The organism is Nesterenkonia aethiopica, from assembly GCF_039534665.1.
Taxonomy (GTDB): domain Bacteria; phylum Actinomycetota; class Actinomycetes; order Actinomycetales; family Micrococcaceae; genus Nesterenkonia; species Nesterenkonia aethiopica.
Map to the genome: position 1 here is coordinate 160,835 of NZ_BAAAVT010000005.1, position 14,569 is coordinate 175,403.

General features: G+C 70.1%; 9 protein-coding genes. 6 read left to right on the forward strand and 3 right to left on the reverse strand.

Annotation, left to right across the window (positions count from 1 at the left end; translation table 11 throughout):
- Nucleotides 1–65 precede the first annotated feature (65 nt).
- The 3 genes from ABD658_RS05085 to ABD658_RS05095 are packed head-to-tail and all read right to left on the reverse strand — an operon-like array spanning nt 66 to nt 3,417.
- The gene (locus ABD658_RS05085; RefSeq protein ID WP_344684738.1) at nt 66–971 is read right to left on the reverse strand and encodes a sugar phosphate isomerase/epimerase family protein; all 906 of its coding nucleotides are present in this window, start codon (nt 969–971) and stop codon (nt 66–68) included.
- On the reverse strand, nt 968–2,197 hold the full coding sequence (locus ABD658_RS05090; RefSeq protein ID WP_344684883.1) for a dihydrodipicolinate synthase family protein: 1,230 nt from the start codon (nt 2,195–2,197) through the stop codon (nt 968–970). Before ABD658_RS05090 ends, ABD658_RS05085 begins: the two co-directional genes overlap by 4 nt.
- A 53-nt stretch (nt 2,198–2,250) precedes the next feature.
- Nucleotides 2,251–3,417 carry a Gfo/Idh/MocA family protein gene (locus tag ABD658_RS05095; RefSeq protein WP_344684740.1) on the reverse strand — a complete coding sequence of 389 codons (1,167 nt, stop codon included), beginning with the start codon at nt 3,415–3,417 and terminating at the stop codon, nt 2,251–2,253.
- Between the two features lie 110 nt (nt 3,418–3,527).
- Between ABD658_RS05095 and ABD658_RS05100 the strand changes: the two genes are divergently transcribed.
- The 6 genes from ABD658_RS05100 to ABD658_RS05125 all read left to right on the forward strand — a co-directional run bounded on the left by ABD658_RS05100 (nt 3,528) and on the right by ABD658_RS05125 (nt 14,486).
- Entirely contained in the window at nt 3,528–4,556 is a 1,029-nt protein-coding gene (locus ABD658_RS05100) for a LacI family DNA-binding transcriptional regulator (RefSeq protein ID WP_344684742.1), read from the forward strand.
- A 137-nt stretch (nt 4,557–4,693) separates the two neighbouring features.
- A complete protein-coding gene (locus ABD658_RS05105; protein WP_344684744.1) occupies nt 4,694–5,998 on the forward strand; it encodes an ABC transporter substrate-binding protein in 1,305 nt (434 codons plus the stop codon).
- 284 nt (nt 5,999–6,282) lie between these two features.
- Nucleotides 6,283–8,811: a right-handed parallel beta-helix repeat-containing protein gene (locus tag ABD658_RS05110; protein ID WP_344684746.1), complete on the forward strand. Its 2,529-nt coding sequence runs from the start codon at nt 6,283–6,285 to the stop codon at nt 8,809–8,811.
- Between the two features lie 260 nt (nt 8,812–9,071).
- Nucleotides 9,072–10,349 carry an ABC transporter substrate-binding protein gene (locus ABD658_RS05115; protein ID WP_344684748.1) on the forward strand — a complete coding sequence of 426 codons (1,278 nt, stop codon included), beginning with the start codon at nt 9,072–9,074 and terminating at the stop codon, nt 10,347–10,349.
- A complete protein-coding gene (locus tag ABD658_RS05120; protein WP_344684750.1) occupies nt 10,349–11,632 on the forward strand; it encodes an ABC transporter substrate-binding protein in 1,284 nt (427 codons plus the stop codon). Before ABD658_RS05115 ends, ABD658_RS05120 begins: the two co-directional genes overlap by 1 nt.
- Before the next feature lie 160 nt (nt 11,633–11,792).
- Nucleotides 11,793–14,486: a glycosyl hydrolase gene (locus tag ABD658_RS05125; RefSeq protein ID WP_344684753.1), complete on the forward strand. Its 2,694-nt coding sequence runs from the start codon at nt 11,793–11,795 to the stop codon at nt 14,484–14,486.
- Nucleotides 14,487–14,569: the final 83 nt, after the last annotated feature.

A 14,569-nucleotide genomic window follows, 5' to 3' on the forward strand; every position in this document is an offset into this window, starting at 1 on the left:
TTCCCCGACACGGCGTGTCAGCCGGGAGATCCCGTGGTTCGTGGCCACTCGATGGGTGGGGATGGTCAGACGGCGGCGGACGGGGTGTGCGCGGACGCGGCCGTCAGGAACGGCTCCACCAGGTCGGCGTAGCGCGTCTTCATCGTCTCCAGCGTCACGGCGGCGTCCTGGGCATTGATCTCCTCGTTGAAGATCTCCACCTCGACCGGTCCCGTATAGCCCGCCTCGGCCACCCACCGGGAGATCGTGGGGAAGTCCACATGGCCGTCGCCCATCATCCCGCGGGACTTCAGGGCGTCGGCGGCAATCGGCAGGTTGAAGTCGCACACCTGGTAGCTGGCGAGACGACCCTCGCGGCCGGCGCGGGCGATCTGCTCCTGCAGCTGGGGGTCCCACCACACATGGAACGTGTCGACGACGACGCCGACCGTCTCCGCCGGATGCGGGGCCGCCAGGTCCAGCGCCTCTCCCAGCGTGGAGAGCACCGCACGGTCCGCCGCATACATCGGGTGCAGCGGCTCCAGCACCAGCCGCACGCCGTGCTCGGCGGCGTAGGGCACCAGCTCGGCGATGCCGTCGGCCACGCGGGCGCGGGCGTCCACGATCGACTTGTCCGCGCGGTCGCCCTCCCCGCCCAGCAGGTGCGCGGCGGAGGGGAGCCCGCCGACCACCATGATCAGCTCACCGGTGCCGATGGCGGCCGCCTCACGGATCGCCGCCCGGTTGGACTCCAGCGCGGCGGCCCGCCCTGCGGCGTCGGCCGGGGTGAGGAATCCGCCGCGGCACAGCGTGGTGGCGCTCAGTCCGGCGCCGGAGATGATCTGCGCGGCCTTCTCCGCCCCGCCAGCCTGCTCCAGCAGGTGACGCCAGGGGCCGATGTGGGAGAGCCCGGCGGCGGCGACGGCGTCGACGGCCTCCTGCAGGGACAGCTGCGGGGTGGTGCCCGTGTTCAGCGATAGCTCGAAGCTCATGCGAGGCCTCCGGTCTTCAGCAGGCTGGCCATGCGCTCGGCGGCCAGCTGCGGGTCGGGGAGCAGCCCGGCCTGGTCGGCCAGGACGAAGGTGTGCGCCAGGTGCGGCAGCGAGCGTCCCGCGTGCAGTCCGCCGACCAGCTGGAAGCCGGACTGGTGTCCGTTGAGCCAGGACAGGAAGGCGATGCCCGACTTGTAGTAGAACGTCGGGGCGCTGAAGATGTGCTTCCCCAGCTCCCGGGTGGAGTCGAGGATGGCGCGCCCGCGGGCCGCATCGCCGGCGTCGTAGGCCTGCAGAGCCGTGGACGCCGCCGGGTAGATGGCGGCGAAGATGCCCAGCAGCGCATCCGAGTACGCCGTGTCGTCGCCGTCGATGAGCTCCGGGTAGTTGAAGTCGTCGCCGGTGTAGAGCCGCACGCCCTCCGGCAGAGCGGCGCGCAGGCGCTTCTCGTGCTCGGCGTCCAGCAGGGAGACCTTCACGCCGTCGACCTTCTCCGGGTTCTGCCGGATCAGGGCCAGGAAGGTCTCGGTGGCCTCGGCGACGTCGTCGGTTCCCCAGTAGCCGGCCAGCGCCGGGTCGAACATGGGGCCGAGCCAGTGCAGCACCACCGGCTCCTGGGCGGTGGTCAGCAGGCGGGTGTAGACGTCCAGGTAGTCCTGGGCCCCGGAGGCGACCTTGGCCAGGGCGCGGGAGGCCATGAGGATCACCTTCGCCCCAGAGGTCTCCACGACCTCCAGCTGCTCCAGGTAGGCGGAGAGCACGGTCTGGATCCCGGCCTCGTCCGGCCCCACGGAAGCTGGGTCCACCTGGTCGGTGCCGGCGCCGCAGGCGACGAGGTCGCGCACGGTGCGGCCGGCCAGCGCCGGGTAGGTGCCGGCCTCGACGACCGCCGCGGCCTCCGCCGCCGAACGACGGATGAGCTCCTTGGTGGCCTCATAGTCCAGGCCCATGCCGCGCTGGGCGGTGTCCATGGCGTCGGCGACGCCGAGCCCGTAGGACCACAGCTCGTGCCGGTAGGCCAGGGTGGCCTCCCAGTCCAGCTGGGCCGGCGCGCCGGGGACGTTGTCCGCGGACATCACCGGCACCACATGGGCGGCGGCGTAGACCTTCCGGGAGGTCAGGGGCTTCTCCGGGCGGGTGAACGGCCCCAGGGAGGGGTCGGCCTGGCCGGTCATGGTGTACTCCACGGTGCTGCCGTCGAGCGACGGCAGCGTCAGCGTGGGCAGGGGCGTGGTCTGCTGCGCGGGGGCGCTGGCAGCGCTGGTGGTGCTGGTGGTGCTCACAGGGTGATCTCCGGGATGTCGAGGGTGCGGCGCTCGGCGTGGGACTTCAGGCCGAGCTCGGCGAGCTGGACGCCGCGGGCGGCGGAGAGCAGGCCGAAGCGGTGCTCACGGCCGGCGACGACGTCGGCGAGGAACTCCTCCCACTGCAGCTTGAAGCCGTTGTCCAGCTCGGCGTTGGCGGGGACCTCCATCCACTGGTCGCGGAAGGACTCGGTGACCGGGAGGTCCGGGTTCCACACCGGCTTCGGCGTGTGGGCGCGCTGCTGGGCCACACACTTGTTCAGGCCGGCGACGGCGGAGCCGTGGGTGCCGTCGATCTGGAACTCCACGAGTTCGTCGCGGTAGACGCGCACCGCCCAGGAGGAGTTGATCTGGCCCACCACCTGGTCGCCCTGCGGGGTCTCCAGGTCGAAGATGCCGTAGGCGGCATCGTCGGCGTCGGCGTCGTAGGACTCGCCGTTCTCGTCCCAGCGCGTGGGGATGTGGGTGGCGGTCCTGGACGTGACGGACTTGACCGTGCCGATGATGCCTTCGAGCACGTAGTTCCAGTGGCAGTACATGTCGGTGGTCATGGAGCCGCCGTCGGCCAGACGGTAGTTCCAGGAGGGGCGCTGGGCGGGCTGAACCTCGCCCTCGAAGACCCAGTACCCGAACTCGCCACGCAGGGAGAGGATGCGGCCGAAGAAGCCCTCGTCCACCAGGCGGCGCAGCTTCACCAGGCCGGGCAGGTAGAGCTTGTCGTGGACGACGCCGGCGGTGATGCCGGCGGTCTTGGCCTGGCGCGCCAGGTCCACGGCCTCCTCGAGGGTCTCGGCGGTGGGCTTCTCGGTGAAGATGTGCTTGCCGGCGGCGATCGCCTTGGACAGCGTGGCGGGGCGCAGGGAGGTCATGGAGGCGTCGAAGACGATGTCCACTGACGGGTCGTTGATGGCCCCGTCGAGGTCGGTGGTCCAGTGCTCGACGTCGTGCCTGGCGGCGAGCTCCTTGATCTTGGACTCGTTGCGACCGACGAGGATCGGCTCGACGGTGACCTTGGAGCCGTCGGCGAGCGTGATGCCGCCCTGGTCGCGGATGGGAAGGATGGAGCGCAGCAGGTGCTGGCGGTAGCCCATCCGGCCGGTGATGCCGTTCATGGCGATGCGGAGGACGCGGGGCTCAGTCATGGAATCGGGGCTCCTTGCAGGGGGTCTGGCGGGGCGATGATGTTGGAATGCGCTTTCCAAGGTAGTATCGCTCCAAAGAGTGTGTCAACTGTCACAGGCAGGAGCTTCAGATGGCTGTCCGTCTGGCCGACGTGGCCAAGGCCGCCGGGGTGTCCCAGTCCACGGCCTCCCGAGTGCTCAACGGATCCACCCGTCGGCCCAAGCCCGAGATCGCCGACCGTGTGCGCGCGGCCGCCGAGGAGCTGGGCTATTTCCCCAATGCGCAGGCGCAAGCGCTTGCCCGGTCCTCGGCCGGCCTCATGGGCCTGATCGTCCATGACATCGCCGATCCGTACTTCTCTTCGATCGCCCGCGGGGCGCAGCGCGGCCTGGCCGGGACCGGCGTCCAGCTCATGCTGGCCTCCACGGAGCGCGAGGCTGCGGCGGAGGTGGAGGCGGTGCGCGCCTTCATGTCCTATCGGACCGACGCGATACTCCTGGCCGGCTCCCGTGGGATGGAGGACGACGCCCTGCTGCAGAAGGTCCTGGAGACCTATCAGGACAACGGCGGGAAGGTCTCCATGATCGGCCAGCCCTTCCCGGCCGCCGGCGGCGTGCAGATCGACAATGAGGCCGGGGCTGCCGCGCTGGCCTCCGAGCTGCTCAAGCTCGGGCATCGGCGCTTCGCCGTGCTCAGCGGCGAGCCGGAGCTGTCAACCTCGGCGCAGCGCTCGGACGGGTTCATGGCCAAGCTCAAGGCCGCCGGCGTCGCCCCCGAGATCGTCAAGGCGGGCACCTTCACCCGCGACGGCGGCTACTTCATGATGGGCGAGCTGATCAGTTCCGGTGCGGTGGCCGCGGAAGAGCGGGTACCAGAGGATGCGCCGCTGTGCGTGTTCTGCGTCAACGACGTCATGGCGCTGGGTGCCCTGGCGGCGATCCGCGAGGCGGGACTGCGCGTTCCCGAGGATGTCGCGCTCGCCGGCTTCGACGACATTCCGACGCTGGCCGACCAGTTCCCCTCGATCACCACGGTCCGGCTCCCTCTGGAGGAGATCGGCCGGATGACGGCGTCGATGACGCTGGCGCCCGGCGATGCGGAGCGGCGCATGGTCGTGGAGGGTGCTCCTGTGCTGCGGGAGAGCACCCGGCTGCGCTGAGCCCCGGCCTGTCTCTGACGGGTTGGTTGTCTCTGGGGACGATCATTGACCTGTGATCTGTGTCACCTTAGATTGGCAGGACAAGGTGAACGATCACACCCCAGGGGGACACCATGGATCATCGACGCTCCACGCCCGTGCCTGACATCAGACCGGGAACCGCGACGCCACCGCGTCGCCGCCGGCGCGCGGCGGCACTGACCGCCGGGCTCGCCGCCGCCACCCTGGTGCTCGCCGGCTGCGGAGGACCAGGGGGAGACGACGGCGACGTCACCCTCCGCTTCGTCTGGTGGGGCTCGGATGCGCGCCACCAGAACACCCAGGAGATCATCGACGCCTTCGAAGCGGAGCATCCGCACATCACCATCAACGGAGACTTCGGCGACTGGGACGGCTACTGGGACCAGCTGGCCACGCAGACCGCCGCCGCCGACGCTCCGGACATCATCCAGATGGACGAGCTGTACCTGCGCGAGTACGCGGACCGCGGCTCGCTGCTCGACCTGGACCAGGTGGACACCTCGCAGATGGACGAGACCGTCGTGGACAACGGTCGCACCGAGGGCGGGCTGTACGGGGTGACCATCGGCATCAACGCGTTCACCATCCTGGCGAACCCCGACCTCTTCGACGAGGCCGGAGTGGACATGCCGGACGACACCACCTGGACCTGGGAGGACTACCGGGACATCGCCGTCGAGCTGAGCGAGAACCTCGACGGCGCCTGGGGTGCCGGCCGCTTCGGCGAGACCGGCGGATTCCAGACCTGGGTCCGCCAGCAGGGCGGACACCTCAGCGACGAGGACGGGCAGCTCGGCTTCACCGTGGAGGACGCCGAGAGCTACTTCGAGTACCTCGTCGAGCTGCTGGAGGCCGGAGCCACGCCGTCGGCCTCCGCGCTCGCGGAGGAGCAGGGAGTGGGTCCGGACCAGTCGCTGACCGCCGCCGGCCAGCTCGCGATGTGCGCCTGGTGGTCCAACCAGTCGGTGGCGCTCTCCGAATCGGCGGGCACCCAGCTGGAGCTGCTGCGGTTCCCCAGCCACACCGGCAGTGCCGCGGATGCCATGCCCTGGTACAAGTCCTCGATGTTCCTCTCCGGCAGCGCGACCACCGATCACCCGGAGGAGGTCCAGCAGTTCATCGACTTCTTCGTCAACTCGGAGGAGGCCGCGCTGATCGACATGGCCGAGCGTGGCATCCCGCCGAACAACGAGATCCGCCAGGTGGTCACCGAGGAGCTGGACGGCGCCCAGCTGGTCATGGCCGAATACATCGACGAGATCGAGGGCGAGCTCGGTCCTTCCGAGCCTGTGCCGGCCATGGGCGGGTCCGCGTTCCAGCAGATCCTCTACCGGTACCAGGACGAGGTGCTCTTCGACCGCATGTCTCCGGCCGACGCCGCCGAGGCGATGGTCTCCGAGATGGAGTCCGAGATCCGGTAGCGGGCTGCGCGCCTCTGTCACCCTGTCCCGCGCGCCCCGCTGCACCTGTCCCGCGCGCCCCGCTGCACCTGTCCCGCTCTGCCGCGCCCGCCCCGTCCAGATCTCTGATCCCCACGCAGATGCGAGGGGCTCGAGAATCTGGTCGGGGCGCGCGCGGGTGCCATTCCCGCGCTGTATCGCCGCATGCCGCATCGGCACCGGAAAACACTCTCCTCAGCATTGAGCAGTGACTCACCTCACACATAGGGTCAGGGGGTCTCACCGCCCACTCCCTGAGGAGATCCATGGATTCCCCACGCCGCCGCATCCGAGACCGCGCACCGCTGGCGCTGCTCACCGCCTCGGCCCTGCTGGCCACCACCATCACCAGCGCCACTGCTGCCACGGAGAGTGCCACCGGCCCCGAAGACGCCGACCGCTGGCACACCGCCCACGCCGGAGTGGGCTCCGGCGGCGAGGTCATCACCCACGACGACGGCACACTCACCTTCGACGCCGTCGGCAACAGCGGCAAGATCGCCGACTCCGAGGACGGCTTCTGGTACCACTACACCGAGGTCGACCCGGAGACGGAGAACTTCACCCTGGAGGCGACCTTCGAGGTCGAGGACGCCTCCGGCAAGGACAACCAGTCCGGGTTCGGGCTGATCGCCGTCGACGACTTCATTCCGAACTCCGGCGCCGCCCGGTACTTCAACTCCGCCGGGACGCAGGTCGCGAAGTACCACACCAGCCTCGACGGCGAGACCGGCACCCGCTACGGCACCCCCGGCGGGAAGGTCGTCCACGGCTATACGGAGGCCCCCACGCAGAACTCTCCGGACCGGGACATGACCGATTCCCGGGCCTTCGACTGGCACCACAAGGACGGCCTCGTGGAGGGGGACAACACCAACCCGCCCCGGTTCGAGGCCGGGGACGTCTACGAGCTGAGCCTGCGGAAGTCCAACACCGGGTTCCACGCCATGTGGCACCGCGACGGCGAGGAACTCGAGTCCGTCAGCTACGACCCGGACATGCTCCTGGTCCAGGACGAGGAGCGCTACTACGTCGGGCTGTTCACCGCGCGCAACATCCGCACCGCCGTCACCGACTGGAGCTTCACCACCATCCACCCGGACGACGACGAGGATCCGCTGGAGCGTCCCACCGAGCAGGTGACACCGACCCTGTCCACAGACATCACCAGCACCACCCCGCATGCTGAGATCGAGGTGCCGCTGCTCGCCGACGCCTACGGCGAGGCCGTCATCCTCGACGAGGACGGCGAGGAGGCCACCGAGACGGTGGACCTCGAGCCCGGCCAACGCGAGCTGGTGGAGCTCGCCGGACTGGAGCCCGGGGACAACTCCTTCACCGCCCGGCTGACCCCACACGAGGAGCAGCTGCACTACGAGGACTGGGAGGAGCTGGCCTCCACCGATCCGGTGGAGCTGGAGCTGAGCTTCCATGTGGCCCGCTACGGCGACCCGGGAGAGTCCCTCCACGTGGCCCCGAACGGCGACGCCGACGGTGACGGCACCCAGGCGGACCCGCTGGACCTGCCCACCGCCGTCGCCTACGCCCAGCCGGGTCAGCAGATCGTGCTGGCCGAGGGCGCGTATCGGCTGCAGGAGGCGATCGTCGTCGAGCGGGGCCGCGACGGCACCTCCGAAGAGCCCATCACGCTGATGTCGTCCCCCGAGGGCCGGGCCACCCTGGACCTCTCGGAGTCCTCCAGCGGCGGCCTGGTGCTGCGGGGCGACCACTGGCACATCCATGACCTGGAGATCACCCGCTCGCGCGGCTATCAGAAGCCGCTGCTCATCCAGGGTCACCACAACGTGATCGAACGGATCGAGACCCACCACAACGGGGACACCGGACTGCAGATCTCCGGCAACGGCAACGAGCCGTTCGAGATGTGGCCCTCCCACAACCTGGTGGTCTCCTCGGAGTCGCACAACAACGCGGACCCCAACGTCAACGACGCCGACGGCTTCGCCGCCAAGCTCACCGTGGGGGAGGGCAACGTCTTCCGCCACACGATCTCGCATCACAACATCGACGACGGCTATGACCTCTATGCGAAGTCGACCACCGGGTCGATCGGCACCGTGACCATCGAGGACTCAGTGGCCTACAACAACGGCTGGCTCGAGGAGCAGGGTCTGGACGTCCTGCGCCAGGGCAACGGCTTCAAGCTCGGCGGCGAGTCCATGCCGGGGGACCACCTGCTGCGCAACTCGGTGGCCTACAACAACCTCTCCCACGGGGTGACCTCGAACTCCGGCCCGGATGTGCGCCTGCAGGACGTCACCACCGTGGGCAACGGGTTGGTCTCCGAGGAGATGGGTGGGTCCGGCATCCAGCTGCACACCAACGCGCCGGAGACGGCCTATGAGATCACCGGTGCGCTGTCCTGGCGGGGCAGCCGCGAGGACTCGCTGCAGCTGGACCAGGAGGACACCTCGCTGCTGCAGGACCCGAGCAACTACTTCGACGGGCAGCGGGCCGGTGAAGACGACTCCCGCCCGGCGGAGGTGACCGAGGACTGGTTCGAGTCCGTGGACGTCGACGGCGTCCGCCCCGAGATCGGTGAGGACGGTTCGGTGCAGATGCACGGTCTGCTGGAGCTGACCGACGTCGCCCCCGAGGGCACCGGCGCGCGCATCGGCGCCATCGAAGAGCCCACGGTCATCGAGCTGATGCCGGAGGTCGGCAGCGGCTCGGGTGACGGCGGCGCGGGCGACGGCGACCGCACGCCGCCGCGCGGGCCGGGCAACAACAACGGCAAGGGTCATGGCGCCGGGGAGCATCCGGTGCGCGGCTGAGCGACGCTGTCGGCGCTGCCCACGCCCCACCCAGATTCTCGATCCCCAGGCAGGTGGTCGGGGCTCAGCGATCTGGGTGGGGCGTGTCGGTGCATCGGACGATGCGCGACGGGCATCGCCGAATATGAATCGATTCATTGACTGTGCTGTGTGTCACACATAGCCTGATGAGCAACCTGATCGCACAGGGGCGGGGCGCGAGATTGAATCGTTACACTTCGGGATCGGAGCCCCATCACCGCATACACGAGGGGACACGCATGAAGCACACGAAGCTGGTCACGCTGACCGCGGCGGCCGCCGTCGGGGCCGTGGCGCTCACAGCCTGCGGCGGCGGAGACGGCGGAGGCGACGCCGGAGGGGACGAAGAGGTCCACCTCCGCGTGGCCTGGTGGGGATCCGACCACCGGCACGCCAACACCCAGGCGATCATCGACGACTTCACCGAAGAGCACCCGCACATCACCATCGACGGTGAGTTCAACGACTGGACCGGCTATCAGGACACCCTGGCCACCCAGGTCGCCTCGGGCGACGCTCCCGACGTCGTGCAGCTCGACGACGAGTTCATCCGCGAGTACGCCGACCGCGGCGCCCTGCTGGAGCTGACCGACGTCGACACCTCCGGCATCGACCCCACGATCGTGGAGGGCGGCCAGTCCGACGGTGTCCAGTACGCCATCCCCACCGGCGTCAACGCCCTGGTCATGATGGCCAACCCGGAGCTCTTCGAGGAGGCCGGCGTGGAGATTCCCGATGACACCACCTGGACCTGGGACGACTTCATCGACATCTCCTCGACCATCCAGGAGGAGACCGGCGCCTACGGCACCAACAACCCCATCGCCCAGACGCTCATGGTCTGGCTGCGCCAGCAGGACAAGGGGCTGTTCACCGAGGAGGGCCAGCTCGGGGCGGAGGCCGAGGACATCGAGGAGTACTTCACCTTCCTCGAGGAGCTCATCGACGAAGGCGGCCTGCCGAGCGCCTCGGAGATGGCCGAGGAGGAGTCCGCCGTCATGGAGGACTCCCTGATCGCCACCCACCGCGCCGCGATGGGCATGTCCTGGACCAACCAGCTGCCCGCCCTGACCGAGGCGGCCGGAGTGGACCTGATCCCGCTGCGGTTCCCCAGCCCCACCGGTCAGGCCGAGGACAACGGCCTCTGGTTCAAGAACACCATGCTGCTGGGCGCCACCGCAGGGACCGACCACCCCGAAGAGGCGCAGCTGTTCATCGACCACTTCATCAACTCGGTGGACGCGGGTATGCACAACATGATGGACCGTGGACTGCCGTCCAACGACGAGGTGCGCGAGGCCGTGGTCGAGGAGGTGGACGGGCAGGACCTGGTGGTCGCCGAGCTGGTGGACGCGCTCGGGGACGAGATCACCTCGGCCGAGCCCATGCCGCCCGTCGGATTCACCGGCATCTCCGACGAGCTCTCCCTGCGCAGCCAGGACGTCTTCTTCGGCCGCATGGATGCCGATGAGGCCGCGGAGTCCTTCGTCGACGCCGCGAACCGCATCCTCGAGTGATGGGCATCCGCACCGCACGCCTGACCGGCGCCGCACTCGCCGCCGTCGTGGCCCTCACGGGCTGCGGCGCCGGCGGTGCGGGCGACGGGGACGCCGCAGCGGCGGACGAGGACGTCACGCTCCGCTTCGCCTTCTGGGGCTCGGACACTCGGGTGCAGAACACCGAGGCGATCATCGAGATCTTCGAGGAGGACCACCCGCACATCGAGGTGGTCATCGAATACAACGACTGGGACGGGTTCTGGGACCAGCTGGCCACCCAGGCCGCCGGAGGCCAGGCGCCCGACATCTTCCAGATGGACGCCCCCTATCTGCGTGAATACGGGGAGCGCGGTGCTCTGCTGGACCTCTCGGCGGTGGACCTGAGCGCAATGCCGGAGGAGATCATCGAGTCCGGCACGGTCGACGGCGAGTACTACGGGCTCGCCTCCGGAGTGAACGCGGTGGCCGTGGTGGCCAATCCGCGGCTCTTCGAGGAGGCCGGCGTCGAGATGCCCGACGACTCCACCTGGACCTGGGATGACTTCGCGCAGATCGCGGAGCAGATCAGCGCGGAGCTCGACGACGTCTACGGCGCCTCCGGGCCCGCCGAGCCGCAGTCTCTGCAGGCCTGGGTGCGCCAGCAGGGCGTGCAGCTCACCGACGCCGACGGTCAGCTCGGAGTGGAGGTCGAGCACCTCGAGGAGTATCTGCGCTTCACCGACGAGCTGCGCCGTTCCGGGGCCTACCCGCCGGCGGAGATCATGGTGGAGGAGCTCACGGCCCCGCAGGACCAGTCGCTGGAGGCCACCGGCGGCGCGGCGATGGCGTTCAGCTGGACCAATCTGCTCGGTGCCCTGCGCGATGCGGGCGGGGAGGAGCTCGAGCTCCTGCGCCTGCCCAGCCCCAGCGGAGACGTGGCCGACGCCCAGCAGTGGTACAACACCGGCATGGTCTCCGCCTCGGCGACCACCGAGCATCCGGAGGAGGTCGTGGAATTCCTGGACTTCTTCGTCAACGACCTGCGGTCGGCGGAGATCAACATGACCGACCGCGGTCTCTCCGCCAACACGGAGATCAGGCCGCAGCTGATGAACAGCATGGACGAGGCCAATACGGCCGCCACGGAGTTCATGGACACCATCGAGGACGAGCTCGGCGAGCCGGTGCCGGTGCCCGCCACCGGCTTCGGGCAGCTGGCCGACATCATCCACCGCTATGAGGCCGAGGTGTTCTTCGAGCGCATGACCCCTGCCGAGGCGGCCGAGGCCATGCACGCCGAGTTCGAGTCCACCATCGGCTGAGGACGGCCGACGCCGGGCCAGCCCGGCATAAGACGCGCCGCCGGGTCCCTGTGATCCGCCCGGCGGCGGAGGCCCCGCGGGGTCTCATGGAGGGGACGGCCTGGTGCGAGGTCGTCCCCTCCAGCACGACCACCCATCCGACACCGTTGAGAGGCACTCCATGACGCCGGCCGCTTCCCCCGCCCAGACTCGCGCTGAGACCCCCGCCCAGACTCCCGCAGAGGTTCCCGCAGGGGCCCAGGTCGCTCGGGCGGAGCTGCTGGAAGGCTTCCGTGCCCCCGACCCCGCCGCCCGCCCCATGATGCGCTGGTGGTGGTTCGGTCCCGACGTCGTCCGGGACGACCTGGTACGGGACCTGGACAGGATGCGCGAGGCCGGCCTGGGCGGGGTCGAGGTCGCCGTGGTCTACCCGCTCAGCGCCGGGACGGACCGCTACCTCTCGGGCACCTTCCTGGCGGATCTGCGGTTCGCGGCCGAGGCCGCACAGCAGCGGGGCCTGCGCTTCGACGTCACCCTGGGCTCCGGCTGGCCCTACGGCGGGCCCCATGTGGACGAGTCCACGGCGGCCCGGAAGATCAGCTGGACCCACGAAGAGGTCGCGATGGCCGCGCATCGGCTGCCGATCCCCGCCGTCTGGCCCGGCGACGAGTTCATCGCCGGCTACATCGGCGAGGGCACCACCCACGAGACGCCTGAGGGCTTCACCCCGCTGGCGACCGACGGCGGGGACCTGCTCATCCCGGAGGGCCGGGGGCCGCGGGTGGTACTCATCGCAGTGTCCCGGCTGACCCGGCAGGCGCTGAAACGTGCCGCCGTCGGGGCCGAGGGCTGGGCGCTGGACCACCTCTCGGCCGAGGCTGCCCGCGCCCATCTCGACGCCGTCGCGGAGCCGCTGGTCGAGGCCGTCGGGGTCGAGCGGATCGGCACCGTATTCTGCGACAGCCTCGAGGTCTACGACGCCGACTGGACGCCGCGGCTGGCGGAGGAGTTCGCCGCCCGACGCGGCTACGACGTCGTGCCTCACCTGTGGAAGCTGCCCCTGCCCGGGCAGGAGGGCGCCGCGTTCCGCGCGGACTACCACCGCACGCTCACCGAGCTGCTGGAGGAGAACTTCTTCCGCGTGATCGGCGACTGGGCCCGGCAGAAGGGCCTGCCGTTCCGGATCCAGGGCTATGGGGAGCCTGCCGCCACGGTGAGCTCCTACCGGTACGCGGACCGCTATGAGGGCGAGGGCTGGGGCTGGGACGTGGTCACCGCCTGCCGGTGGGCCAGCTCCGCCGGGCAGACCCACGGCCAGCAGGTCATCTCGTCCGAGGCCTGGACCTGGACGCATTCGCCGTCCTTCCGTTCCACCCCGCTGGACATCCTGGCCGAGGCCCAGGACCACCTGCTGATGGGCATCAACCAGTTCATCGGCCACGGCTGGCCGAACTCTTCGCGGCCCGAGGACGCGAGCCTGGGGCGGGTCTTCTACGCCTCCGGGGCTCTGGATGATCGCAACACCTGGTGGGCCGCCGCTCCGGCCCTGTGGGGCACCGTCCACCGGCTGTCCTGGCTGATGCGGCAGGGGCGCCGCCTCTCCGACGTCGGGATCTACGTGCCCGCCCGGGACGTCTATGCCGGATTCGCCGCCGCCGGCCGCCGCGACCTATACAAGGAGACCCGGCAGCACATCGGCGACGAGCTGCCGCATGCGCTGCGCACCGCCGGGGCGGACTTCGACCTGTTCGACGACGACGCCGTCGCCCACCTGGATCCGGGGCGGTTCCCCGTGGTGGTGCTTCCGTCCGCCCGCGACATCCCCGAGCCCACGCGGGCCTGGCTGGCCGCCGTGGTGGAGGCCGGCGGGGCGGTGCTGGACCTCGGCGGCACTGCGCGGCTCGGGGTGAGCGTGGACTCGGGCGCTGAGGCGGCCCGGTGGGTGTCCGGCCCGGTGCGCCTGGCCGGAGCCGACGGCGCGCCGAACGAGACCGTCGCCGTGACCACCCGGCAGCTGGGGGCGGGCCGATCGGCCCTGCGGGTGCACTTCGTGGCGAACACCGGCTCCGCGCCTGCCGAGGTGACGCTGTCCTTCCGACAGGACCCCGGGCGGGACCCCGCCGGGTCCACGGTGGAGCGTTGGGATGCGGAGACCGGTGAGGTGCTCAGCGTCCATGACCTGCCGTCAGGCCACGACGGCGCGGCCCTGTCGCTGCGCCTGGAGGCCTATGAGGCCGCCGTGCTGATCCAGCACGACGGCGAGCCTCAGGAGGGTGACCAGGTGAACCCGAGCGGCACCTCGGCGGCCGGGGACGAGGCCGCCGTCGAGCTCACCGACTGGCAGGTGCGCTTTCCGGACGAGCCGGAGCCGCGTCCCGTCTCGCTGCCGCATCAGTGGGAGCAGGTGCCCGGGCGGGAGCTGTACTCCGGCACCGCCGAGTACACGACCACCCTCCGGGTGGACGACGAGGCCCGGCAGGTGATCCTCGACTTCGGCGCCGCCGAGCCGCACAAGTTGGCCGACCCTGCCTCCAGCGGACTCATGGAGGCCTCCTTCCGGGCCGAGGTGACGCCGCCGGTGGGCGTGGTGGCGGTGGTCCGGGTGGACGGGCGCGAGGCCGGCGTGGTCTGGCGGACCCCGTACCGGGTGGACCTCACCGGACTGACCACCCCCGGGAACACCCATGAGCTCACCGTGGAGGTCGCCAATGTCACCAGCCACCGACTGGCCGCCGACGACGCCCTGACCCGCATGGTGGAGACCGCCCGGGAACATCACGGCCGCCGCTTCGGCATGCAGGCCCTGGAGCTGGCGCTCGCCGACGTCGCCTCCGGGCTGCTGGCGGTGCCGCGGCTGCGGGTGGGCGCGCGGTGAGTCTGACGGATCCTGCCCCTCAGAAGCCCGTTCGTCCCCGTCGTTCTCGTCTATGTCCTGAGACTTCACACCGTGGAAATCGG

Bases quoted from the DNA above. Each gene is read 5' to 3' on its own strand.
- ABD658_RS05085 (WP_344684738.1), bottom strand. From the start codon at position 971: ATGAGCTTCGAGCTATCGCTGAACACGGGCACCACCCCGCAGCTGTCC.
- ABD658_RS05095 (WP_344684740.1), bottom strand. From the start codon at position 3,417: ATGACTGAGCCCCGCGTCCTCCGCATCGCCATGAACGGCATCACCGGC.
- ABD658_RS05100 (WP_344684742.1), top strand. From the start codon at position 3,528: ATGGCTGTCCGTCTGGCCGACGTGGCCAAGGCCGCCGGGGTGTCCCAG.
- ABD658_RS05110 (WP_344684746.1), top strand. From the start codon at position 6,283: ATGGATTCCCCACGCCGCCGCATCCGAGACCGCGCACCGCTGGCGCTG.
- ABD658_RS05115 (WP_344684748.1), top strand. From the start codon at position 9,072: ATGAAGCACACGAAGCTGGTCACGCTGACCGCGGCGGCCGCCGTCGGG.
- ABD658_RS05120 (WP_344684750.1), top strand. From the start codon at position 10,349: ATGGGCATCCGCACCGCACGCCTGACCGGCGCCGCACTCGCCGCCGTC.
- ABD658_RS05125 (WP_344684753.1), top strand. From the start codon at position 11,793: ATGACGCCGGCCGCTTCCCCCGCCCAGACTCGCGCTGAGACCCCCGCC.